24 protein-coding genes are annotated in these 23,169 nt (G+C 70.4%); 6 read left to right on the forward strand and 18 right to left on the reverse strand.

The window, feature by feature from the left end:
- Position 1: 1 nt before the first annotated feature.
- From nuoK to OHA89_RS16575, 11 genes are read right to left on the reverse strand one after another with little or no spacing between them, the layout of a single operon-like run.
- Positions 2 to 301 (reverse strand): NADH-quinone oxidoreductase subunit NuoK, encoded by a 300-nt coding sequence (nuoK, locus tag OHA89_RS16525; RefSeq protein ID WP_030864698.1) that lies wholly within the window; start codon positions 299 to 301, stop codon positions 2 to 4.
- Positions 298 to 1,107 (reverse strand): NADH-quinone oxidoreductase subunit J, encoded by an 810-nt coding sequence (locus tag OHA89_RS16530; protein ID WP_215143076.1) that lies wholly within the window; start codon positions 1,105 to 1,107, stop codon positions 298 to 300. Before OHA89_RS16530 ends, nuoK begins: the two co-directional genes overlap by 4 nt.
- Positions 1,104 to 1,703, reverse strand: coding sequence for an NADH-quinone oxidoreductase subunit NuoI (gene nuoI, locus OHA89_RS16535; RefSeq protein ID WP_257554870.1), 600 nt, complete (start codon positions 1,701 to 1,703; stop codon positions 1,104 to 1,106). Before nuoI ends, OHA89_RS16530 begins: the two co-directional genes overlap by 4 nt.
- Entirely contained in the window at positions 1,696 to 3,066 is a 1,371-nt protein-coding gene (gene nuoH, locus OHA89_RS16540; RefSeq protein ID WP_257554872.1) for an NADH-quinone oxidoreductase subunit NuoH, read from the reverse strand. The genes nuoI and nuoH overlap by 8 nt, the downstream gene beginning before the upstream one ends.
- Positions 3,063 to 5,570, reverse strand: coding sequence for an NADH-quinone oxidoreductase subunit G (locus tag OHA89_RS16545; protein ID WP_266608308.1), 2,508 nt, complete (start codon positions 5,568 to 5,570; stop codon positions 3,063 to 3,065). The genes nuoH and OHA89_RS16545 overlap by 4 nt, the downstream gene beginning before the upstream one ends.
- The gene (gene nuoF, locus OHA89_RS16550) at positions 5,567 to 6,943 is read right to left on the reverse strand and encodes an NADH-quinone oxidoreductase subunit NuoF (RefSeq protein WP_215143089.1); all 1,377 of its coding nucleotides are present in this window, start codon (positions 6,941 to 6,943) and stop codon (positions 5,567 to 5,569) included. Before nuoF ends, OHA89_RS16545 begins: the two co-directional genes overlap by 4 nt.
- On the reverse strand, positions 6,943 to 7,704 hold the full coding sequence (gene nuoE / locus OHA89_RS16555) for an NADH-quinone oxidoreductase subunit NuoE (RefSeq protein ID WP_215143091.1): 762 nt from the start codon (positions 7,702 to 7,704) through the stop codon (positions 6,943 to 6,945). The genes nuoF and nuoE overlap by 1 nt, the downstream gene beginning before the upstream one ends.
- Complete coding sequence (locus tag OHA89_RS16560; protein ID WP_215143093.1) at positions 7,701 to 9,041, reverse strand: NADH-quinone oxidoreductase subunit D; 1,341 nt, start codon at positions 9,039 to 9,041, stop codon at positions 7,701 to 7,703. Before OHA89_RS16560 ends, nuoE begins: the two co-directional genes overlap by 4 nt.
- Entirely contained in the window at positions 9,041 to 9,760 is a 720-nt protein-coding gene (locus OHA89_RS16565) for an NADH-quinone oxidoreductase subunit C (RefSeq protein WP_266608314.1), read from the reverse strand. The genes OHA89_RS16560 and OHA89_RS16565 overlap by 1 nt, the downstream gene beginning before the upstream one ends.
- On the reverse strand, positions 9,757 to 10,311 hold the full coding sequence (locus OHA89_RS16570; RefSeq protein WP_215143098.1) for an NADH-quinone oxidoreductase subunit B family protein: 555 nt from the start codon (positions 10,309 to 10,311) through the stop codon (positions 9,757 to 9,759). Before OHA89_RS16570 ends, OHA89_RS16565 begins: the two co-directional genes overlap by 4 nt.
- Positions 10,312 to 10,326: 15 nt before the next feature.
- On the reverse strand, positions 10,327 to 10,686 hold the full coding sequence (locus OHA89_RS16575; protein WP_008738438.1) for an NADH-quinone oxidoreductase subunit A: 360 nt from the start codon (positions 10,684 to 10,686) through the stop codon (positions 10,327 to 10,329).
- 778 nt (positions 10,687 to 11,464) lie between these two features.
- Between OHA89_RS16575 and OHA89_RS16580 the strand changes: the two genes are divergently transcribed.
- Positions 11,465 to 12,304 (forward strand): C40 family peptidase, encoded by an 840-nt coding sequence (locus OHA89_RS16580; protein ID WP_215143100.1) that lies wholly within the window; start codon positions 11,465 to 11,467, stop codon positions 12,302 to 12,304.
- 189 nt (positions 12,305 to 12,493) lie between these two features.
- Complete coding sequence (locus OHA89_RS16585; RefSeq protein ID WP_215143103.1) at positions 12,494 to 12,802, forward strand: hypothetical protein; 309 nt, start codon at positions 12,494 to 12,496, stop codon at positions 12,800 to 12,802.
- Here OHA89_RS16585 and OHA89_RS16590 read toward each other — a convergent pair.
- Positions 12,768 to 14,051, reverse strand: coding sequence for a geranylgeranyl reductase family protein (locus tag OHA89_RS16590; RefSeq protein ID WP_215143105.1), 1,284 nt, complete (start codon positions 14,049 to 14,051; stop codon positions 12,768 to 12,770). The two genes, OHA89_RS16585 and OHA89_RS16590, sit on opposite strands and share 35 nt — an antisense overlap.
- 98 nt (positions 14,052 to 14,149) lie before the next feature.
- Here OHA89_RS16590 and OHA89_RS16595 point away from each other — a divergent pair, with 98 nt between their 5' ends.
- A complete protein-coding gene (locus OHA89_RS16595; protein WP_257554876.1) occupies positions 14,150 to 14,680 on the forward strand; it encodes a GNAT family N-acetyltransferase in 531 nt (176 codons plus the stop codon).
- A 132-nt stretch (positions 14,681 to 14,812) separates the two neighbouring features.
- Here OHA89_RS16595 and OHA89_RS16600 read toward each other — a convergent pair whose 3' ends face one another.
- The gene (locus tag OHA89_RS16600) at positions 14,813 to 15,724 is read right to left on the reverse strand and encodes a glutaminase (protein WP_215143109.1); all 912 of its coding nucleotides are present in this window, start codon (positions 15,722 to 15,724) and stop codon (positions 14,813 to 14,815) included.
- Positions 15,725 to 15,730: 6 nt separating this feature from the next.
- The gene (locus tag OHA89_RS16605) at positions 15,731 to 16,423 is read right to left on the reverse strand and encodes a demethylmenaquinone methyltransferase (RefSeq protein WP_215143112.1); all 693 of its coding nucleotides are present in this window, start codon (positions 16,421 to 16,423) and stop codon (positions 15,731 to 15,733) included.
- 247 nt (positions 16,424 to 16,670) lie between these two features.
- Between OHA89_RS16605 and OHA89_RS16610 the strand changes: the two genes are divergently transcribed.
- Entirely contained in the window at positions 16,671 to 17,582 is a 912-nt protein-coding gene (locus OHA89_RS16610; protein WP_266608324.1) for a DUF3152 domain-containing protein, read from the forward strand.
- Between the two features lie 52 nt (positions 17,583 to 17,634).
- A complete protein-coding gene (locus OHA89_RS16615; protein WP_257554878.1) occupies positions 17,635 to 17,958 on the forward strand; it encodes a helix-turn-helix transcriptional regulator in 324 nt (107 codons plus the stop codon).
- Here OHA89_RS16615 and OHA89_RS16620 read toward each other — a convergent pair.
- The 4 genes from OHA89_RS16620 to OHA89_RS16635 form a co-directional block, all read right to left on the reverse strand.
- Positions 17,924 to 18,568 carry an imidazolonepropionase-like domain-containing protein gene (locus OHA89_RS16620; protein ID WP_266608326.1) on the reverse strand — a complete coding sequence of 215 codons (645 nt, stop codon included), beginning with the start codon at positions 18,566 to 18,568 and terminating at the stop codon, positions 17,924 to 17,926. The two genes, OHA89_RS16615 and OHA89_RS16620, sit on opposite strands and share 35 nt — an antisense overlap.
- The gene (gene mqnC, locus OHA89_RS16625; protein WP_257554879.1) at positions 18,568 to 19,767 is read right to left on the reverse strand and encodes a cyclic dehypoxanthinyl futalosine synthase; all 1,200 of its coding nucleotides are present in this window, start codon (positions 19,765 to 19,767) and stop codon (positions 18,568 to 18,570) included. Before mqnC ends, OHA89_RS16620 begins: the two co-directional genes overlap by 1 nt.
- 72 nt (positions 19,768 to 19,839) lie before the next feature.
- On the reverse strand, positions 19,840 to 21,564 hold the full coding sequence (locus OHA89_RS16630) for a serine/threonine-protein kinase (RefSeq protein ID WP_406366496.1): 1,725 nt from the start codon (positions 21,562 to 21,564) through the stop codon (positions 19,840 to 19,842).
- A gap of 199 nt (positions 21,565 to 21,763) precedes the next feature.
- Positions 21,764 to 22,627 carry a menaquinone biosynthetic enzyme MqnA/MqnD family protein gene (locus OHA89_RS16635; protein WP_215143124.1) on the reverse strand — a complete coding sequence of 288 codons (864 nt, stop codon included), beginning with the start codon at positions 22,625 to 22,627 and terminating at the stop codon, positions 21,764 to 21,766.
- 237 nt (positions 22,628 to 22,864) lie between these two features.
- On the opposite strand from OHA89_RS16635, the gene OHA89_RS16640 reads away from it, so the two are divergent.
- A complete protein-coding gene (locus OHA89_RS16640; RefSeq protein WP_030012116.1) occupies positions 22,865 to 23,068 on the forward strand; it encodes a cold-shock protein in 204 nt (67 codons plus the stop codon).
- Positions 23,069 to 23,169: the final 101 nt, after the last annotated feature.

Here is a 23,169-nt window from a genome sequence, read left to right on the forward strand (position 1 = left end):
CTTACAGCTTCATCAGGCTGGCGTCGTCGACCGAGGCCGAGTGGCGGGTACGGAACAGCGACACGATGATCGCCAGGCCGACCACGACCTCCGCGGCGGCGACGACCATCGTGAAGAACGCGATGATCTGGCCGTCGAGGTTGCCGTGCATCCGCGAGAAGGCGACGAAGGCGAGGTTGCAGGCGTTGAGCATCAGCTCGACGCACATGAACAGCACGATCGCGTTCTTGCGGATCAGCACTCCGGCCGCACCGATGGTGAACAGCAGGGCCGCCAGGTACAGGTAGTTGACCGGATTCACTTCGAGGCCTCCTCACGGCCGAGGCGCTCCGAGGACGCCTGCTCCAGTGCCTTGAGGTCGTCGAGCGCCTCGCTGGAGACGTCCCGGATCTGGCCGCGGGCGCGCAGCGTCTTGCTGACCGTCAGCTCGGACGGGGTGCCGTCCGGCAGCAGGCCCGCGACGTCCACCGCGTTGTGCCGGGCGTAGACGCCGGGCGCGGGCAGCGGCGGGAGCTGCACGCCCTCGCGGACGCGCTTCTCGGCGAGCTCGCGCTGCGTGGCGGCCCGCTCCGTGCGCTCGCGGTGGGTGAGCACCATCGCGCCGACGGCCGCGGTGATCAGCAGCGCGCCGGTGATCTCGAAGGCGAAGACGTACTTGGTGAAGATCAGCTGCGCCAGGCCCTCGACGTGTCCGGCCGAGTTGATCCGGCCGAGCCCGTTGAAGTGGGTGAGGTTGGCGTGGCCGATGCCGGCGATCAGCAGGGTGCCGAAGCCGAGCCCGCACAGGACGGCCAGCCAGCGCTGTCCCTTGATGGTCTCCTTCAGGGAGTCGGCTGCGGTGACGCCGACGAGCATGACCACGAAGAGGAAGAGCATCATGATCGCGCCGGTGTAGACGATGACCTGGACGACGCCCAGGAAGTACGCCCCGTTGGCGAGGTAGAAGACCGCCAGGATGATCATCGTCCCGGCCAGGCTGAGGGCGCTGTGCACGGCCTTCTTCATCAGGATCGTGGCCAGCGCGCCGATGACGGCGACCGTGCCGAGGACCCAGAACTGGACCGCCTCGCCCGTCGAGGTCAGGGTGGCGGCGGCGAGGGCGCTCATGCCTCCACCTCCTCGGCGGTTTCCGCGACTTCACCCTTGGAGACGGCCACCTGCCGGACCGTGCCGGGGGCGGCCCCCGTCACCAGTCCGCGGTAGTAGTCCGTGTCCTCCGTGCCGGGGAACATCGAGTGCGGCGCCTCGACCATGCCCTCGGTGAGCCCGGAGAGCAGCTGCTCCTTGGTGTAGATGAGCGATTCGCGGCTGGAGTCGGCCAGTTCGAACTCGTTCGTCATGGTCAGCGCCCTGGTCGGGCACGCCTCGACGCACAGCCCGCACAGGATGCAGCGGGCGTAGTTGATCTGGTAGACCGCGCCGTACCGCTCGCCCGGGGAGTAGCGCTCCTCCTCCGTGTTGTCCGCGCCCTCCACGTAGATGGCGTCGGCGGGACAGGCCCAGGCGCACAGCTCGCACCCGATGCACTTCTCCAGACCGTCCGGGTGCCGGTTCAGCTGATGCCGTCCGTGGAAGCGCGGGGCGGTGGTCTTCTGCGTCTCCGGGTACTGCTCGGTGAGCCGCTTCTTGAACATGGCCTTGAAGGTCACGCCGAAGCCGGCCACCGGGTTCTGCCACTTCTCGCTCTTGTCGGCGTCAGACATTCTCAGCACCCTCCTCTCGGTCACTGTCAGTATTCGCCCCGCCACTGACAATCAGCTCTCGCTCTGCGCGAGGCCGTCGGCGCGGTACGGGTGCCAGGTGCTGGCCCGGCTTGGGCGGTACGGGGAACCCGCCCGCGAGCGGGTCGAAGGGCTCGGCCGCGGCGGCCTTGCCGGCCTCCTCGGCGGCGGCCTTCTCGCGCTTGTCGCGGAAGAGGTCCGCGACGAAGGAGAGGAGCAGGATCGCCACGACGGCGCCGCCCACGTAGAGGACGATCTCGCTGAAGTCGTACTGCTCGTTGCGCAGCGCCCGGACGGTCGCGACCAGCATCAGCCAGACCACGGAGACCGGGATCAGGACCTTCCAGCCGAGCTTCATCAGCTGGTCGTAGCGCACGCGCGGCAGCGTGCCGCGCAGCCAGATGAAGAAGAACAGCAGCAGCTGGACCTTGATGACGAACCAGAGCATCGGCCACCAGCCGTGGTTCGCGCCCTCCCAGAAGGTGCTGATCGGGTACGGGGCCCGCCAGCCGCCCAGGAAGAGGGTGACCGAGACCGCCGAGACGGTGACCATGTTGACGTACTCGGCGAGCATGAACAGCGCGAACTTGATGGACGAGTACTCGGTGTTGAAGCCGCCGACCAGGTCGCCCTCGGACTCCGGCATGTCGAAGGGGGCGCGGTTCGTCTCGCCGACCATCGTGATGACGTAGATGATGAAGGACACCGGCAGCAGGACGATGTACCAGCGGTCCGCCTGGGCTTCCACGATCGCCGAGGTCGACATCGACCCGGAGTAGAGGAAGACCGAGGCGAAGGCCGCGCCCATCGCGATCTCGTAGGAGATCATCTGCGCGCAGGAGCGCAAGCCCCCGAGGAGCGGGTAGGTCGAGCCGGAGGACCAGCCCGCCAGCACGATGCCGTAGATGCCGACCGAGGCCACCGCGAGGATGTAGAGCATCGCGATGGGCAGGTCGGTCAGCTGCATCGTGGTGCGCTGGCCGAAGATGGAGATCTGGTCGTCCGCGGGCCCGAAGGGGATCACCGCGATGGCCATGAAGGCCGGGATCGCCGCGATGATCGGGGCCAGGACGTAGACCACCTTGTCGGCCCGCTTGACGATGAGGTCTTCCTTGAGCATCAGCTTCACGCCGTCGGCGAGCGACTGGAGCATGCCCCAGGGGCCGTGCCGGTTCGGGCCGATGCGCAGCTGCATCCAGGCGACGACCTTGCGCTCCCACACGATGGAGAACAGCACGGTCACCATCAGGAAGGCGAAGCAGAACACCGCCTTGATGAGGACGAGCCACCAGACGTCCTTGCCGAACAGGCTCAGGTCCTCGGCGGCAAGCTGTACCGCGTTCACGCGCCCACCTCCGCAGTGGTGTCGCCGGTGCCGGCCGGGGTCGCGGGGCCGATCCGGACCAGGGTGCCCGGGCGGGCGCCGGTGTCGGCGAGGACCCCGGAGCCGGTGGAGTTCAGCGGGAGCCAGACCACGCGGTCGGGCATCTCGGTGATCCGGAGCGGGAGTTCCACGGAGCCGGCCGGGCCGGTGACCGCGAGGACGTCCCCGTTCTTGACGCCCGTCTCGGCCGCCGTGGCCGCCGAGAGCCGGGCGCTCGCCTCGTGCCGGGTGCCGGCCAGGGCCTCGTCGCCCTCCTGGAGCCGGCCCTGGTCGAGGAGGAGCCGGTGGCCCGCGAGGACGGCCTCGCCGGTGCCCGGGCGGGGCAGCGGCGCGGTGTCCGCGGACTGCTCGGCGGCGCGCTCCCCGGCCCACGGGCCGAGCCCGTCGAGCTCGCGGCGTACGGCGTGTACGTCGGGCAGCGCGATCGGCCGGTCCGCGGCGTCCGCCAGCATGTGCAGCACGCGGGCGTCGGCCGGGGCGAGCCGGCGGGTCATCTGGTCGGGCTTGAGCGCCGCCTCGAACGGCCGGACCCTGCCCTCCCAGTTGATGAAGGCGCCGGCCTTCTCGACCACCGCGGCCACCGGGAAGACCACGTCCGCGTGCTCGGTGACCTCGCTGGGCCGCAGTTCCAGGGAGACCACGAAGGCCTCCTGGAGGGCGGTCCGCGCGCGGGCCGGGTCCGGCAGGTCCGCGACCTCGACGCCCGCCACCAGCAGGGCGGACAGTTCGCGCGTGGCCGCGGCCTCGACGATCTGGCCGGTGTCGCGGCCGTAGCGGTGCGGGAGTTCGTCCAGGCCCCAGGCCGTGGCCACCTCGTCACGGGCCCGCGGGTCGGTGGCCGGGCGGGCGCCGGGCAGCAACGACGGCAGCGCGCCCGCCTCGACGGCGGCCCGTTCACCGGCCCGGCGCGGGATCCACACCAGCGTGGCCCCGGTCGCGGCGGCGGCCCGTACGGCGGCGGTCAGCGCGCCGGGCACCCCGGCGAGGCGCTCCCCGACGACGATGACCGCACCGGTCTGGCGCAGCGCGTCGGCGGCGGCCGCGCCGCCCGCCTCCAGCCCGGACCGCGAGGCGAGTGCGTCCAGCCACTCGGGCTCGGTGCCGGGGGCGGCGGCCAGCAGGATGCCGCCCGCCTTCTCCAGGCCGCGGGTGGCGAAGGGGGCGAGGGCGAAGGTCCGCTGCTTGTGCTTGCGGTGGGCCTTGCGCAGCCGCAGGAAGACCCCGGGGGCCTCCTCCTCGGACTCGATGCCGACGAGCAGGACGGCGGGCGCGGCCTCCAGCGAGGTGTACGTGACCCCCGCACCGTCGAGGTCCTTGCCGGTGCCGGCCACGGTGGCGGCCAGGAAATCGGCCTCCTCCGCGCTGTGCACCCGGGCCCGGAAGTCGATGTCGTTCGTGTCGAGCACCACCCGCGCGAACTTGGCGTACGCGTAGGCGTCCTCGACGGTGAGCCGCCCGCCGGTCAGCACCCCGGCCCGGCCGCGCGCGGAGGCGAGACCGTTCGCCGCGGCCTCCAGCGCCTCGGGCCAGCTCGCCGGCTCCAGGACACCGGCGGCGCTGCGCACCAGCGGGGTGGTGAGCCGGTCCCGCTGCTGTGCGTAACGGAACCCGAAGCGGCCCTTGTCGCAGATCCACTCCTCGTTGACCTCGGGGTCATCCGCGGCCAGCCGGCGCAGCACCTTGCCGCGGCGGTGGTCGGTCCGGGTCGCGCAGCCGCCCGCGCAGTGCTCGCACACGCTCGGGGAGGAGACGAGGTCGAAGGGGCGGGAGCGGAACCGGTACGCGGCGGAGGTGAGGGCGCCGACGGGGCAGATCTGGATGGTGTTGCCGGAGAAGTACGACTCGAAGGGGTCGCCCTCGCCCGTGCCGACCTGCTGGAGCGCGCCGCGCTCGAGCAGCTCGATCATCGGATCGCCGGCGATCTCGTTGGAGAAGCGGGTGCAGCGCGCGCACAGCACGCACCGCTCGCGGTCCAGCAGCACCTGCGTGGAGATCGGGACCGGCTTCTCGTACGTCCGCTTCTTCCCCTCGAAACGGGACTCCGCGTTGCCGTGCGACATCGCCTGGTTCTGCAGCGGGCACTCGCCGCCCTTGTCGCAGACCGGGCAGTCCAGCGGGTGGTTGATGAGCAGCAGCTCCATCACCCCGCGCTGGGCCTTGTCCGCTACCTCGGAGGTGAGCTGCGTCTTGACGACCATGCCGTCGGTGCAGGTGATGGTGCAGGAGGCCATCGGCTTGCGCTGGCCCTCGACCTCGACGATGCACTGGCGGCAGGCGCCGGCCGGGGAGAGGAGCGGGTGGTCGCAGAACCGGGGGATCTCGACGCCGAGCTGCTCGGCGGCCCGGATGACCAGGGTCCCCTTGGGCACCGACAGTTCGACGCCGTCGATGGTCAGCGACACCAGATTCTCCGCTGGCACCGCAGGCTCCCCGCCACCGGCGGGAGCGTTCGTGGTGACGGTCATGCGTTCACCTCCGTGTCAGCCCAGAGGGTCGACTTCTTGGGGTCGAAGGGGCAGCCCTTGCCCGTGATGTGCTGCTCGTACTCCTCGCGGAAGTACTTGAGCGAGGAGAAGATGGGGCTGGCGGCGCCGTCGCCGAGCGCGCAGAAGGACTTGCCGTTGATGTTGTCGGCGATGTCGTTCAGCTTGTCGAGGTCGGACATGACGCCCTTGCCGGCCTCGATGTCGCGCAGCAACTGGACCAGCCAGTACGTGCCTTCGCGGCAGGGTGTGCACTTGCCGCAGGACTCGTGGGCGTAGAACTCGGTCCACCGGGTCACGGCCCGCACCACGCAGGTGGTCTCGTCGAAGCACTGGAGCGCCTTGGTGCCGAGCATCGAGCCGGCCGCGCCCACTCCCTCGTAGTCGAGCGGGACGTCGAGGTGCTCGTCCGTGAACATGGGGGTGGAGGAGCCGCCCGGGGTCCAGAACTTCAGCCGGTGCCCGGGCCGCATCCCGCCGCTCATGTCGAGCAGCTGGCGCAGGGTGATGCCGAGCGGGGCCTCGTACTGGCCGGGGCCCGCGACGTGCCCGGAGAGCGAATACAGCGTGAAGCCGGGGGACTTCTCGGTCCCCATCGACTTGAACCAGTCCTTGCCCTTGTTCAGGATCGCGGGAACCGAGGCGATGGACTCCACGTTGTTGACGACAGTGGGGCACGCGTAGAGCCCCTCCACGGCAGGGAAGGGAGGACGCAGCCGGGGCTGACCGCGCCGGCCTTCGAGGGAGTCGAGCAGAGCCGTCTCCTCGCCGCAGATGTACGCGCCCGCTCCCGCGTGCACCGTGATGTCGAGATCGAGCCCGCTCCCCAGAATGTCCTTCCCGAGGTATCCGGCCTCGTACGCCTCACGCACCGCCTCGTGCAGGCGCCGCAGGACCGGTACGACCTCGCCGCGCAGGTAGATGAAGGCGTGCTGCGAGCGGATCGCGTAGCAGGCGATGATCATTCCCTCGATGAGGGAGTGCGGGTTGGCGAAGAGGAGGGGGATGTCCTTGCAGGTTCCCGGCTCCGACTCGTCCGCGTTCACGACGAGGTAGTGCGGCTTTCCGTCGCCCTGCGGGATGAACTGCCACTTCATTCCGGTGGGGAAGCCCGCGCCGCCGCGTCCGCGCAGACCCGAGTCCTTCACGTAGGCGATGAGGTCGTCCGGAGTCATCGCGAGGGCCTTGCGCAGGCCCTCGTAGCCCTCGTGACGCCGGTAGGTCTCCAGCGTCCACGAAGCGGGCTCGTCCCAGAAGGCCGACAGGACGGGTGCGAGGAGCTTCTCCGGGCTGGTCCCTCCCCCGGCCTCCGGCCGGGAGGTACCCCCATGACTTTCCTTGGAAGACACGGACATCACTCCCCTCCCTCGGACTTGGTCTCGCCGCGCGTCTCGCCACGGGACTCGCCGCGCGGGTGCACGATCGAGGTGTGCGGGGACTCGCCGCGCGCGATGCGCAGGCCGATCAGGGAGGCGGGGCCGGCGCCGCCGCTCGCCTCGACCGCGCCCTCGCGCTCGTCCGGGAAGCCCGCCAGGATCCGGGCGGTCTCCTTGTACGTGCACAGCGGCGCGCCCCGGGTCGGCAGGACCTCGCGGCCGGCCAGCAGGTCGTCCACCAGGGCCTTGGCGGACTCGGGGGTCTGGTTGTCGAAGAACTCCCAGTTGACCATCACCACGGGGGCGAAATCGCAGGCCGCGTTGCACTCGATGTGCTCGAGGGTGACCTTGCCGTCGGGGGTGGTCTCGTTGTTGCCGACTCCGAGGTGCTGCTTGAGCTCGTCGAAGATGGCGTCGCCGCCCATGACCGCGCACAGGGTGTTCGTACAGACGCCGACCTGGTAGTCGCCGGAGGGCTTGCGCCGGTACATCGTGTAGAAGGTGGCCACGGCGGTGACCTCGGCGGTGGTCAGGCCCAGTACGTCGGCGCAGAAGCGGATGCCGGTGCGCGAGACGTGGCCCTCCTCCGACTGGCAGAGGTGGAGCAGGGGCAGCAGCGCGGAGCGGCTGTCGGGGTAGCGGGCGATGACTTCCTGCGCGTCCGCTTCGAGCCGGGCGCGTACCTCGGCCGGGAAGTCGGGGGCGGGAAGCTGGGGCATCCCCAACTGGATGTCGGTCATCGGTCGACGCCTCCCATCACGGGGTCGATGGAGGCGACGGCGACGATGACGTCGGCGACCTGGCCGCCCTCGCACATCGCTGCCATGGCCTGAAGGTTGGTGAAGGACGGGTCGCGGAAGTGGACCCGGTAGGGACGCGTGCCGCCGTCGGAGACGACGTGCACCCCGAGCTCGCCCTTGGGCGACTCGACGGCCGCGTACACCTGCCCGGCCGGTACCCGGAAGCCCTCGGTCACCAGCTTGAAGTGGTGGATGAGGGCCTCCATGGAGGTGCCCATGATGTTCTTGATGTGGTCGAGCGAGTTGCCGAGCCCGTCGGGGCCCATCGCCAGCTGCGCCGGCCAGGCGATCTTCTTGTCGGCGACCATCACCGGGCCCGGCGCCAGCCGGTCCAGGCACTGCTCGACGATCCGCAGCGACTGGCGCATCTCCTCCAGGCGGATCAGGAAGCGTCCGTAGGAGTCGCAGGTGTCGGTGGTCGGCACGTCGAACTCGTAGTTCTCGTAACCGCAGTACGGCTCCGACTTGCGCAGGTCGTGCGGCAGGCCGGCGGAGCGCAGGATCGGGCCGGTGGCGCCCAGCGCCATGGCGCCGGTGAGGTCGAGGTAGCCGACGTCCTGCATGCGGGCCTTGAAGATGGGGTTGCCGGTGGCGAGCTTGTCGTACTCCGGCAGGTTCTTCTTCATGGTCTTCACGAACTCGCGCAGCTGGTCGACGGCGCCCGGGGGCAGGTCCTGCGCCAGGCCGCCGGGGCGGACGAACGCGTGGTTCATGCGCAGTCCGGTGATCAGCTCGAAGACGTCGAGGATCAGCTCGCGGTCGCGGAAGCCGTAGATCATGATCGTGGTCGCGCCCAGCTCCATGCCGCCGGTGGCGATGCACACCAGGTGGGAGGAGAGCCGGTTGAGCTCCATCAGCAGGACGCGGATGACGGTGGCGCGGTCCGGGATCTGGTCGGTGATGCCGAGCAGCTTCTCGACGCCGAGGCAGTACGCCGTCTCGTTGAAGAACGGCGTCAGGTAGTCCATGCGCGTCACGAAGGTGGTGCCCTGCGTCCAGTTCCGGAATTCGAGGTTCTTCTCGATGCCGGTGTGCAGGTAGCCGATGCCGCAGCGGGCCTCGGTGACCGTCTCGCCGTCGATCTCCAGGATCAGGCGGAGCACGCCATGGGTGGACGGGTGCTGCGGGCCCATGTTGACGACGATCCGCTCGTCGTCCGCCTTGGCCGCCGACTGGACGATCTCGTCCCAGTCGCCGCCGGTCACGGTGTAAACGGTGCCTTCGGTCGTCTCGCGCGCGGAGGCGTGGTCGGCGGAGGCGTGATTCGAAGTGGACATCAGCTGTACGACCTCCGCTGGTCGGGAGCCGGGATCTGGGCGCCCTTGTACTCGATGGCGATGCCGCCGAGCGGGTAGTCCTTGCGCTGCGGGAAGCCCTGCCAGTCGTCCGGCATCATGATCCGGGTGAGGGCCGGGTGCCCGTCGAAGATCAGGCCGAAGAAGTCGTACGTCTCGCGCTCGTGCCAGTCGTTGGTCGGGTAGACCGCAACGAGCGAGGGGACGTGCGGGTCGCTGTCCGGGACGGACACCTCCAGCCGCAGGACGCGGCCGTGGGTGAGCGAGCGCAGGTGGTAGACGGCGTGCAGCTCGCGGCCCTTGTCTCCGGGGTAGTGCACGCCGGAAACGCCGGTGCAGAGCTCGAAGCGCAGGGCCGGGTCGTCGCGCAGGGTGCGCGCGACGCGCACGAGGTGCTCGCGGGCGATGTGGAAGGTGAGCTCGCCCCGGTCGACCACGGTCTTCTCGATGGCGTTCTCGGGGACCAGGTCCTGCTCCTCCAGAGCGCCTTCGAGTTCGTCGGCCACCTCGTCGAAGTAGGAGCCGTAGGGGCGGCTGGTCGCGCCGGGCAGGGCCACGGTGCGGACCAGGCCGCCGTAGCCGCTGGTGTCGCCGCCGTTCGCGGCCCCGAACATGCCCTTGCGGACGCCGATGACCTCGGGGCCGCTCGCGCGCGGGGCGGGGACGTTGTTGCCGTTCTCCGGCTCTCGGGTCTCGCTCACCGGAGCAGCCCCTTCATCTCGATGGTGGGGAGGGCCTTGAGGGCCGCCTCCTCCGCCTCACGGGCCGCCTCTTCCCGGTTCACGCCGAGCTTCGATCCCTGGATCTTCTGGTGGAGCTTGAGGATCGCGTCGATCAGCATCTCGGGGCGCGGCGGGCAGCCGGGCAGGTAGATGTCCACCGGGACGATGTGGTCGACGCCCTGGACGATCGCGTAGTTGTTGAACATTCCACCTGAAGATGCACAAACCCCCATGGAAATGACCCATTTGGGAGCCGGCATCTGGTCGTACACCTGTCGCAGCACCGGCGCCATCTTCTGGCTGACCCGGCCGGCCACGATCATCAGGTCGGCCTGGCGGGGGGAACCCCGGAAGACCTCCATGCCGAAGCGGGCCAGGTCGTACCGGCCCGCTCCGGTGGTCATCATCTCGATGGCGCAGCAGGCCAGGCCGAAGGTCGCAGGGAAGACGGATGACTTGCGCACCCAGCCCGCTGCCTGTTCGACGGTGGTCAGCAGAAAGCCGCTCGGCAGCTTCTCTTCCAGTCCCATGGGAAATTCAGCCCCTCAGTCCCATTCCAGGCCGCCGCGGCGCCACACGTAGGCGTAGGCGACGAAGACGGTGAGCACGAAGAGCAGCATCTCGACGAGCCCGAAGATCCCCAGGGAGTCGAAAGTGACGGCCCAGGGGTAGAGGAAGACAACCTCGATGTCGAAGACGATGAAGAGCATCGCCGTCAGGTAGTACTTGATGGGGAAGCGGCCGCCGCCGGCCGGCACCGGAGTCGGCTCGATGCCGCACTCGTATGCCTCAAGCTTTGCCCGGTTGTACCGTTTTGGGCCGATCAGCGTGGCCATGACCACGGAGAAGATCGCAAACCCTGCGCCGAGGGCGCCGAGCACGAGGATGGGCGCGTACGCATTCACGCTCCTCGCTCCTTCCAGTCGTCCTTGACCGTTGGACCGCCTCCGGCGCCGCGTGCCCCGCCTCGCCAAGATCGCGCTTTGATCGAACGCTTCCATGTGAGGCAGTTCACAAGCCGGACTCGTGCGCATCTTATGCCCGCTCCTCTGTGATCTGCGACACGGGTTGCAACACCGAGTTTGTGATCTCCACCACCTGACGAACGATCATGAAGTCCGATGAGTGGTGATCTTCATACGCGAAGCATCCACATGATCACCAAAGGTGACATCCGACCCCGTTACCGCAGGTAGAAGAGGCGTCGCCCTATCAAATGATGGCCATTGCAGGCAAATTGGCGACGCGGCCGCCGCAGTGATAAAGGGATCGGCGTCGCCCGGTCGGGGGAGCCCACGTGTACGGAGGTGGACGCGGGGCAGACGCGGGTCCTGGGGCACCACCACCGCGTGCATCCGTTCACGAACCCGACGGGGAGTTCACGGCAAGGTCACGGAAGGCCCACAGCGTCCGCACAGCGTGACGCTCCTGTGACCTGCACCACTCCCGTTTCGTGACGAGGAAAGAGGGCTTGGCCATCTGTGCGGAGGGATGGTAGGCCGAGGATCATTCCGGACTTATTGCGGAAACCCCATGATCACAGCCTTGTGAAAGCGTGTCCGTTCTGTCCGTTACGGCGTCAATAAGAAGCGCGGCGCGCCCGGTTAGCGCCTTTCGCGCACAACTGTGGCGCAAGCCACGTTTCTTGAAGGGACCCCGCGCGCCCTGATAGCGGTTGTCCTCATGTCCCACACCGCTCACATACCCAGCCACCGGAAGCCCCGCCGCAGCGCCTCGAAGCTCGCGGTCCGCGCCGGAGTTGCCGGTGGCGTCCTCAGCACCCTCGCCATGGCCGGCACCGCGAGCGCGTCCCCGTCCGAGCCCGTGGCCGAGACGACGCTCGAAATGCCGGTCCTCAACCTGGACCTGGCCGCCGAGGTTTCCTCCGCCGTGGCCACTGCCGCCGAGAACACCCGCGCGGCCGCCATCAAGGGCGAACTGACCGCCCAGGAGGAGAGCGCCCGTACCGGCGCCGCCGCCGAGGCGAAGCAGGCCAAGGAAGAGGCCCAGAAGAAGGCCGACGAGGCCAAGAAGGTCCAGGAGGAGGCCGACCGCAAGGCCGAGGCCGAGCGCGCCAACCGCAGCACGGCCCGCGCCTCCCTGTCGACCAAGTCCTCCGGCTCGACCTCCAGCGACGGCTCCGGCGCCTCCGTGGCCGCCCCGGCGACCGGCTCCGCCGCCGCCATCGTGAACTTCGCCCGCGCGCAGGTCGGCAAGGCGTACGTCATGGGCGGCACCGGCCCGTCCTCGTTCGACTGCTCCGGCCTCGTCCAGGCCGCCTACCGCCAGGCCGGCATCTCCCTGCCGCGGATGTCCCAGGCGCAGTCCTCGGCCGGCACCTCGGTGTCCCTGAGCGCCCTGCAGCCGGGCGACATCCTGTACTGGGGCTCCAAGGGCAACGCGTACCACGTCGCCATCTACGTCGGCGGCGGCAAGTTCGTCGGCGCGCAGAACCCCAGCACGGGCATCGTCGAGCGCAACCTGAGCTACGACAAGCCGACGGGCGCCGTCCGCGTCCTCTGACGCGTCTGAGGCATCCCTGAGGCCTCCGCGTCGCTCTGAGCGGTCCGAAGGGCCGGTACTCCCCCGCTCGGGGGTGGAGTACCGGCCCTTCGGGCTGCGCTGCTTGTGCAGCCCTTCTCGATCGCGGCCGCGCTCGCCCTGCGAAGATGGGGCACGACCATCAGACCGACACCTGGAGGTGGTGGGCGCGTGAACCTGCAGCCGTACGAGAAGCACGGCACCGGCGACCCCACCGCCGGACCGGCCGCGCTCGGGCTCGGCCTGCTCGCCGTCGGCGGCTGGCTGCTGACCACCGCCCGCCCCTGGCACAAGCCCGGGCACGCGCTCGCCCTGGGTCTCGGCTGGACCGCCTCGGGCGCGATGCTGCTGTGCGGGCTGGTCCTGCTGGCCAGGTGCGTGCGTACCGTGCACGCGGAAGCGGACCGGAACGGGGACACCCCGCCCGGCCCGCCGGACAGCGGCCTCAGGCCTTCGGGGCCACCTTCGAGAGGCCGTTGATGATGCGGTCCATCGCGTCGCCGCCCGTCGGGTCGGTGAGGTTGGCCAGCATCTTCAGCGTGAACCTCATCAGCACCGGGTGCGTCAGGCCGCGCTGCGCGGCGACCTTCATGACCTTCGGGTTGCCGATCAGCTTCACGAAGGCGCGGCCCAGCGTGTAGTAACCGCCGTACGTCTCCTTCAGCACCTTCGGGTAGTTGTGCAGGGCCAGTTCGCGCTGCGCCGGGGTGGCCCTGGCGTGCGCCTGCACGATGACGTCGGCCGCGATCTGGCCCGACTCCATGGCGTAGGCGATGCCCTCGCCGTTGAACGGGTTGACGAGACCGCCCGCGTCACCGACCAGCAGCAGCCCCTTGGTGTAGTGCGGCTGCCGGTTGAAGGCCATCGGCAGCGCCGCGCCGCGGATCGGCTGCGTCATGTTCTCCGGGGTGTAGCCCCAGTCCTCCGGCATGGACGCGCACCAGGCCTTGAGGACCTCGCGCCAGTCCAGCTCCTTGAAGGCTGAGGAGGAGTTGAGGATGCCGAGGCCGACGTTGGACGTGCCGTCGCCCATGCCGAAGATCCAGCCGTAGCCGGGCAGCAGCCGGTCCTGCGCACCGCGCCGGTCCCACAGCTCCAGCCAGGACTCCAGGTAGTCGTCGTCGTGCCGGGGCGAGGTGAAGTACGTACGCACCGCGACGCCCATCGGGCGGTCCTCGCGCCGGTGCAGGCCCATCGCCAGGGACAGCCGCGAGGAGTTGCCGTCGGCCGCGACCACCAGCGGGGCGCTGAAGGTGACCGGGGTCTTCTCCTCGCCCAGCTTCGCCTGCACACCGGTGATGTGGCCGGTGCGCGGGTCGCGGACGGGCTCGCCGACGTTGCAGCGCTCGTACAGCCGGGCGCCGGCCTTCTGCGCCTGACGGGCCAGGGTCTCGTCGAAGTCGTCGCGCTTGCGGACGAGCCCGTAGTCCGGGAAGGAGGCGAGTTCCGGCCAGTCCAGCTGGAGCCGCTGCCCGCCGCCGATGATCCGCAGGCCCTTGTTGCGGAGCCAGCCGGCCTCTTCGGAGATGTCGATGCCCATCGCCACCAGCTGCTTGGTGGCGCGCGGGGTCAGTCCGTCGCCGCAGACCTTCTCACGCGGGAACGCGGTCTTCTCCAGCAGCAGGACGTCAAGTCCGGCCTTGGCGAGGTAGTACGCGGTGGTGGAGCCGGCGGGCCCGGCCCCGACGACGATCACGTCCGCGGAGTGTTCGGAGAGGGGCTCGGTCACTGCGGGGTCTCCCGAAGGCTCGATAAAGGGTGCCCAACGGCACCGGACATGTGCAGTCTATGCAGCGAGAGAGATCGCGAACCGAAGGGCTGCCTCCTGTGACCACCTCGCCGACCCGGCCGCTCCCCGTCGTACAGCTGCGCGTGCCCACCCACGAGGACGCCCATGCCTGGCACGGGGTCTTCGACGACCCGGACGTCATGGAGTTCCTCGGCGGACCGGCCGAACTCTCCTCGTACGTGGAGTTCACCGCCCGCCAGCGCATGCACGACGCACAGCTCGGCTACTGCCTGTGGACCCTGCTGGACGGGGAGGGCACCGTGCTCGGCTTCACCGGCGCGCAGCCGTGGCCGGCGGAGAAGGAGTGGGGCCCGGTCGGGGAGATCGAGATCGGCTGGCGGCTGGGGCGTTCCGCGTGGGGTCAGGGGTACGCGTACGCCGCTGCGCTGGCCACGCTGGAGCGGGTCCGCGCGGCCGGTGTCCCCCACGTCGTGGCGATGATCAACGACGAGAACGTCCGCTCGATAGCCGTGGCCGAGCGGCTCGGCATGACCCTGGCGGAACGCTTCCTCCTGCCGAGCGGCACCCGCTACGGCCGCCGCTACGAGCTGGCGCTGCGGGCCGGTTGACCGGGCTGCGCCCGGCCCCGGGGCTCCGCCCCGGACCCCGCGCCTCAAACGCCGGCGAGGCTGAAATTGCGCTGCGCGCAATCCAGCAGCGCCGGTCAGCCGACGCCAGCCAAAATCCAGCGGACGCGCGCGTCAGAAGACGGACAGCCCTGTCAGGGTCGTGAAGCGGTCCAGGGCGGCCACACCCGCAACGGAGTTGCCCTGGGGGTCGAGGCCCGGGCTCCAGACCGCCAGCACGCACTGGCCCGGGACGACCGCCACGATGCCGCCGCCGACGCCGCTCTTGCCCGGCAGCCCGACGCGGTACGCGAACTCGCCCGCCGCGTCGTACGTCCCGCAGGTCAGCATCACCGCGTTGATCTGCTTGGCCTCGCTGCGCGTCAGCAGCCGCGAGCCGTCCGCGCGCAGCCCGTGCCGGGCCAGGAAGCGCCCGGCGCGGGCCAGGTCGGCGCAGCTCATCTCGATGGAGCACTGCCAGAAGTAGTGGTCCAGCAGCGCGGGCACGGGGTTGTCGATGTTCCCGTACGAGGCCATGAAGTGGGCGACGGCGGCGTTGCGGTCGCCGTGCGACTGCTCGGAGGCGGCCACCTCGGCGTCGAAGCCGATGTCCGGATTGCCGCTCTCCTCCCGCAGGAAGCCGAGCAGTTCGCTGCTCGCGTCGCCCGTCAGGGTCTGCAGCCGGTCGGTGACCACCAGGGCGCCCGCGTTGATGAACGGATTGCGCGGGATGCCGTTCTCGTACTCCAGCTGCACGAGCGAGTTGAACGGGTTGCCGGAGGGCTCCCGGCCGACCCGCTCCCACAGGGCGTCGCCGCCCTCCGCCAGGGCCAGCGCCAGCGCGAAGACCTTGGTGATGGACTGGGTGGAGAAGGGGACCTGCCAGTCCCCGACCCCGAAGACGTTGCCCTCGAGGTCGGCGACGGCCATGCCGAACTGCGCGGGCTCCACGGCGGCGAGCGCCGGGATGTACTCGGCGGGGGTGCCGCTGCCCACCGTCGGGGCGATGTCGGCCGCGATCTGCTCCAGCAGTTTCTGGTAGTCCACTGCTTCCTACGCCTTGAAGCCCCGGTGCAGCGCCACGATGCCGCCGCTCAGGTTGCGCCAGGCGACCTTGGACCAGCCGGCCTTCTGCAGCAGGGCGGCGAGCGCGGGCTGGTCGGGCCAGTCGCGGATGGACTCGGCGAGGTACACGTACGCGTCGGGGTTGGACGACACCGCGCGGGCCACCGGCGGCAGGGCGCGCATCAGGTACTCGGTGTACACCGTGCGGAAGGGGGCCCAGGTGGGCTGCGAGAACTCGCAGATGACGACCTGGCCGCCGGGCTTGGTGACCCGGTACAGCTCGCGCAGCGCGGCGTCGGTGTTCTGGACGTTGCGCAGGCCGAAGCTGATCGTCACGGTGTCGAAGACGTCGTCCTTGAACGGCAGCTTCGTCGCGTCGCCCGCGGTCAGCGGCAGCCACGGGTGCTTCTTCTTGCCCTCCCGCAGCATGCCCAGCGAGAAGTCGCAGGGCACGACGTACGCACCGGCCTCGGCGAACGGCAGCGAGGAGGTCGCGGTCCCCGCGGCCAGGTCGAGCACGTGGTGCCCCGGGCGCGCGCCGACCGCCTTGGCGACCTCCTTGCGCCAGAGCCGCGCCTGGCCGAGGGAGAGCACGTCGTTGGTGAGGTCGTAGTTCGCCGCGACGTCGTCGAACATGGAGGCGACTTCGTGCGGCTGCTTGTCCAGGGAAGCCCTTGTCACTGGTGTTCGCCCCTCGGTGTGCGCTGCGGATCGGCGGGTACCGCACCATCCTCTCAGGCCGGGCCCGATCGGCCGGACACGGCCCGGGTCCGGCGGAACCGGACAACTGGCCCGAAGGACAGTTCCGCCCGGGCCCCCGGGCGCGTTGACTGGGGGCCGGTGCGGCCCGGTGAAGGTCACCCAATGGATCATGGGCCCTGAGCAGCGGCCGGATCCGTGGCGGCCGCCACGAGCAAAGGGCTTCACGATGCCGGCAGGCCATTCCACCGGTCGCTCCCGTCTCAGCCCCCGCGCCAAGCGCCGGGCAGAGCGGCGCAAGCGGCTGCGGCGTACGATCATCATCGGTTCGGCGGCCCTCGTCGCGGTCTCGGCGACCGCGTACGCGATGGTCCCGGGCGAGGACGGTGGTACGGCGGACGGACGGCCCACGGCGGCCCGGCCCGACGGGCAGGACGGCGATCCCGCCGAGGGCTCGGACGCGGCCGCGCAGGGCGGCAGACGCTCCCCCAGCCCGGCATCCTCCTCCGGCGCCCCCTCGGCCCAGCCCCCGGCCTCGCCCGCCGCCACCTCCGCAGCGCCCTCCGCACCGGTCCCGGCCTCCGGATCGGGCGCGTTCAAGGCCTCCGCCGCCTCCGGCACGGCACAGGGCAAGGGCACCGTGCGCCGCTGGCGGATCGAGGTCGAGGAGGGCAGCGGGGTCGACCCCGACTCCGCCGCCCGCTCGGTCGAGGCGATCCTCGGGGACCCGCGCGGCTGGACCAAGGACCCGGCGTACGGCTTCCAGCTCGCCGGACCCGGCCAGCCGGTGGACTTCACCGTGAAGATCGCGACGCCGACGACCACCGACCGCCTGTGCGAGGTGGTCACGCCCGAGCTGATCGGCGAGACCAACTGCCGGGCCGGCCACACCGTCGTGGTGAACCTCAAGCGCTGGCAGGAGGGATCACCGCAGTTCAGCGGCCCGGTGGAGGAGTACCGGGCGCTGATCGTCAACCACGAGGTCGGGCACGAGCTCGGCCACGACCACGAGAGCTGCGCGGGCCCGGGCAAGCCCGCGCCCGCGATGATGCAACAGATCAAGGGACTGCTCGGCTGCAAGTCCAACGCCTGGCCGTACGACGCGAGCGGAACTTATCTGTCCGGTCCGCGCGTCCCTTAACGGGGAGAGCCGGCCACCGACTGGGCCGGCCCGGGGGCTAGAGGTGGAAACCGTGCGCGTCGTCAGCTTCAGCGTCCCCGAGTGGTTTCCCTCGTACGACGCGGACGGCTCGGACGGCGCGAACAGCTCGGACGTGCGGCCTCCGGCCCAGCTGACGGACCAGGAGTCCGCGGTGTTCCTGTGCCTGGCCACCGGCGCCTCCAACGCCGAGCTCGCCGCCGAGCTGCAACTGTCCGTCAGCACCGTCAAGTTCCACGTGGGCAACATACGGACGAAGCTGGGCGGGATCAGCCGCCTCCAGGCCTGTCTGCTCGCCGCCCTCGCCCGCGAGGGCAGCCGGCTCAGCGACGGCGGTGCAGCAGCCGGCCCCCGATGACCGTGGCCACACAGGTGGTCGCGCCCTGCGCCAGCAGCGCCTCCGGGTCCGGAACCGCGAAGACCGCGAAGCGGGCCGGGGCGCCCTGCTCCAGGACCCCGTGGAAGGCCTCCTCGGCCGCGTCCCGGCCGGCGAACGGGTCCAGGGCGGGCGTGCCTTCGTACGGGGCCGGCGGCAGGAGCGTGAGCCCCGAGCGGACCACCGCCGTGCGCACCGCCGGGATCGCGAGGCGGCCGGTGACCGCCACCACCCCGCGCGCGAGGAGCTTCTGGGTGCCGCGCCGGGCGCTGTTGCCCCACCGCGCCTCGGTCATCTTCAGCGCCTCGAGCGCGTCCTGCCCGCTGATCGGGTCGGCGCCGAGCTCGGTGGTCTCGTACGGATCGTCCGGGTAGTACGTCCGCTCCAGGAGGGTGTCCGCCCCGCGCACCAGCAGCCCCGGGGTGAGCACCCCGGGCCAACGCCGGGCCCGTGCGTGCGGATAGGCCGCGGCGAGGGCCTCGTACGGTCCCACGCGCGCGATCCGGTCGCCCTCGACGAGGACCGCGCCGCCGGACAGCGGCGCGGAACCGGCCGCGGGGACGAGGAGTTCGGCGGAGTGGAGCGTCAGCATCAGTTCGTGGAGATGAGCTTCAGCTCGGGGTGCGCGGTGCCGCCCTCGATGGCGGTGGAGGAGATGTGCGAGACGACGCGGTCGTCGACCGGGTCGTTCGCCGGGTCGTCGTGCACCAGGAGGTGCTCGTACGTGGTCGCGCGCTGCGCCGGGGTGCGGCCCGCCTTGCGGATCAGGTCGATGATCTCCTGGCGGTTGGAGCGGTGCTTGGCACCGGCCGAGGAGACGACGTTCTCCTCCAGCATGATCGAGCCGAGGTCGTCCGCGCCGTAGTGCAGCGAGAGCTGGCCCGCTTCCTTGCCGACGGTGAGCCAGGAGCCCTGGATGTGGGCGATGTTGTCGAGGAACAGCCGCGCGATCGCGATCATGCGCAGGTACTCGAAGATCGTCGCCTGGGTGCGGCCCTTGAGGTGGTTGTTCTCGGGCTGGTAGGTGTACGGGATGAAGGCGCGGAAGCCGCCCGTACGGTCCTGGGTGTCCCGGATCATCGCGATGTGCTCGATGCGCTCGGCGTTGGTCTCGCCGGTGCCCATCAGCATGGTGGAGGTGGACTCCACGCCCAGAGTGTGGGCGATCTCCATGATCTCCAGCCAGCGCTCGCCGGACTCCTTGAGCGGGGCGATCGCCTTGCGCGGGCGCTCCGGCAGCAGTTCGGCGCCGGCGCCCGCGAACGAGTCGAGACCGGCGGCGTGGATGCGCTTGATGGCCTCCTCCGCCGAGACGCCCGAGATGCGGGCCATGTGGTCGACCTCGGACGCGCCGAGGGAGTGGATGACCAGCTGCGGGAAGGCCTTCTTGATGGCGGAGAAGTGGTGCTCGTAGTACTCGACGCCGTAGTCCGGGTGGTGGCCGCCCTGGAACATGATCTGCGTGCCGCCGAGCTCGACGGTCTCCGCGCAGCGGCGCAGGATGTCGTCGAGGTCGCGGGACCAGCCCTTCTTCGTGTCCTTGGGGGCCGCGTAGAAGGCGCAGAACTTGCACGCCGTGACGCACACGTTCGTGTAGTTGATGTTCCGCTCGATGATGTACGTGGCGATGTGCTCGGTGCCCGCGTAGCGGCGGCGGCGCACCGCGTCGGCGGCCTGGCCGAGCGCGTGCAGCGGCGCGTCCCGGTAGAGGTCGAGCGCCTCTTCCTTGGTGATCCGGCCCCCTGCGGCGGCGCGGTCGAGGACAGACTGGAGAGCGGCCTGGTCGGTCACCGGTGCGTCACCTTTCGGCGGTGTGTCAAGGTCCGGACCGATCCAGCCTACGCCAGGCGTTCCCGCTCCCCTTCACGGGCTGCGAGTCAGGTCGCCCTCGGGGTTTCCGGCCGGGCCGTCGCCCGACTTGTAGTGGAGGGTGCCGTTGGCGTTGAGCGTGAACCGCTCGTCGGCGGAGCCGTTGGAGCAGATCCCGGGAGCCGGGTTGGGGCCGCCCGCGGTGTCCAGGACGAGCGAACGGTCGGTGGCGGAGGCGAGCTTCCAGTCGCCGCTGCAGTCGGTGCCCAGGATGGCCAGGACCGACTTGTCCCGGCCGACGACCTCGCCGACCTTGCCGGCCTTGATGGTGATCTCGAACTCGCTGGAGACGCCCATGCGGGCAGTGGTGATGGTGCCCTTCCAGGTGCCGGTGAACTCCTTGGGGACGTCCTGGCGGGTCCCCTTGGGGGCCTCCGTGGTCGTGCCGGTGGACGGGGTCCCGGCCACGACCGGGGCCGAAGCGGAAGCCGAGGGCGCTGCGGACGCGGAGGTTCGCGGGCCCTCGCCGGACGCCGTGTCCCGGCCCTTGTCGCCCTGTCCGGGCATCAGGCCCATCCCGTACAACCCGCCGGTGAGCCCGGCCAGTACGGCGGCCGCGGCGAGGACGAGCGTGCAGCTGAAGCGCCGCCCGGCCGCGGTCACGCTGACCCGGCGCCCGTCGGAGGTGGTCCGGGGGTGCGGCACGTTCCCTCCGGCACCCCCGACGCCACCCCGGACGCCACTGCCGGCGGCGCCGCCGCCGGCCGTCTCGGTGGGCGAGCCGTAGGGTCCGCCGCCGTTCGCGTACGAAGGGTCCGGCGCCCCGAATCCCGGTCCGCTCGGGTACGAGGGGGTCGTGAAGGGGACCGGGCCCGAGGGGCTCTCCGCCACCGCCGTGTCCAGGTCGAGCAGGGCGACGGCGGCCCGGCTGGCCTCCTCCACCAGGGGCGCGGGCAGCCAGCCCGGGGTCAGCAGGGCCCCGTCCAGGGCCGCCGCGATCGCTTCCGGCGTGGGCCGGTCGGCGGCCGTCTTGGCCAGGCAGGCCTCGATCAGCTCGCGCAGCCGTCCGGCCGGGACCGCGCCGAGCTCGGGCGGCTCGTGGACGACCTTGTAGAGGAGGGTCGCCGAGTTGTCGCCGGTGAAGGGCGGGCGCCCGGTCGCCGCGAAGGCCAGTACCGCGCCCAGCGAGAACACGTCGGCGGCTCCGGTGATCCCCTTGCCGAGGATCTGCTCGGGTGACATGTAGCCCGGCGAGCCGACGGAGACCCCGGTCGAGGTGAGCGAGGCGGTGCCGTCCGTGGCCCGGGCGATCCCGAAGTCGATCAGCCGGGGCCCGTCGAGGGTCAGCATCACGTTGGACGGCTTCACGTCCCGGTGTACGAGGCCCAGCCCGTGCACCGCCACCAGGGCGCGAGCCAGCCCGGCGCCGACGGCGCGTACCGAAGTCTCGGGCAGCGGACCGTGCGCGGCCAGCGCCCGGTCCAGGGAGGGGCCCGCCACGTACCCCGTGGCCACCCACGGCACCGGGGCGTCCGGATCCGCGTCGAGCACGGGCGCGGTCCACTCGCCGCCCACCCGCCGGGCGGCCTCGACCTCGCGGCGGAACCGGGCCCGGAACTCCTCGTCGGCGGCGAAGTGCGGGTGCACGATCTTGACGGCGACGGTCCGGCCGCCAGCGCTGCGCCCCAGGTAGACCCGGCCCATACCGCCCGCGCCAAGCCGGCCCAGCAGCCGGTACGCGCCGATGGTCCGCGGCTCACCGGCTTCGAGCGGCTGCATCGTGTCCCCCTCATCCCCGGGATCCGGGGCCCTCGTGTCGCCCGGCCAAGCAGCACATTAGGGGGTGCGCGGCCGGGACGGGCCGCCTTTCCATTCCCGGCGGGTGACGGGAATGGAAAGGGGAACCGAATTCACCGGAAACGGCATATCCGTCATTCCCGGACCTTAAACCCGATCGGTGTTCCGCTCGGTGTTCCGCTCAGTGTTCCGCGACGGCCGCCGTCAGGAGCTCCAGCGCCACATCCTCGGGATACCCCGTCGTCGGTCCCGTACGGCGTGCGAATTCCCTTACGCCGGCGATCTGTTCCGGTCCGAAGCGGAAGTCGAGCGTGGTGAAGTACCGCTCCAGCAGCTCCGCGTCGAAGGCCTCCCAGCGGGCCGCCTGCTCGGCGACCTTGGTGACCTCCTCCAGGGAGACGTCACGCGAGGCGAGGAAGGCCTCGTGGACCTTCTGTACGACGACGGGCTCGCGGGCGAGGTAGTCCTTGCGGGCGGCCCAGACGGCGAAGACGAACGGCAGCCCGGTCCACTCCTTCCACATCTGCCCCAGGTCGTGCACGGCCAGGCCGAGCCGGGGGGCGTCGTGGAGCGAGGCGCGCAGCGCGGCGTCGCCGATCAGCACGGCCGCGTCGGCCTCCTGCATCATCACCCCCAGGTCGGGCGGGCAGGTGAAGTAGTCGGGCCGGACCCCATACTGCTCGGAAAGCAGCAGCTGGGCGAGGCGTACGGACGTACGGGAGGTCGAGCCCAGAGCGACGCGGGCTCCGTCGAGCTGCTCCAGCGGGACCTGCGAAACGATCACGCAGGACATCACGGGACCGTCGCAGCCGACCGCGAGGTCGGGGAAGGCGACGAGCTGGTCGGCGTTGCGGAGGAACTCCACGAGGGTGATCGGGGCGATGTCGAGCTCGCCCGCGACGAGGCGCTCACTGAGCTTTTCGGGGGTGTCCTTGGTCAGCTCCAGGTCCAGCAGCGTGCCGGTTCTGGCCAGCCCCCAGTAGAGCGGCAGGCAGTTCAGGAACTGGATGTGGCCGACGCGGGGCCGGCTGCGATAGACGTCCACATCGCGAGACTAGCCCCCGGTTCCACGTCAGCCTTCCCACGGGTCTCAAACGTCCGGGTGACGTGATCTTTCCCTCTGGTCTCGGCCGCAGGGTGCGTGCTAGGCTCGTCGCAAGTTGCAGTTTGGTTTCCCTTGCAGTACGAGGCCTGCGGAGAATGTGACCCGCAGGCTTTTGTAGTTTTCAGACTTCTTAGCAGGTTCTGGAGCAGGGCGACCCTTTGGCCCATAGGAGGGCTCATGGCTACCGGAACCGTGAAGTGGTTCAACGCTGAAAAGGGCTTCGGCTTCATCGCCCAGGACGGCGGCGGCCCGGATGTCTTCGTCCACTACTCCGCGATCAACGCCTCTGGCTTCCGCTCCCTCGAGGAGAACCAGACGGTGAACTTCGACGTCACGCAGGGTCCGAAGGGCCCGCAGGCGGAGAACGTCACCCCGGCTTAATCGCCTGGGCCAACCAGTCGCGGTTGGATATGCAGTACCCAAGGAGCCCTGTCACCTCTGCGCGAGCAGAGCGGCAGGGCTCCTGCCTTTGCCCTCCGGAG

This window comes from Streptomyces sp. NBC_01546 (genome assembly GCF_045208355.1).
GTDB lineage: Bacteria > Actinomycetota > Actinomycetes > Streptomycetales > Streptomycetaceae > Streptomyces.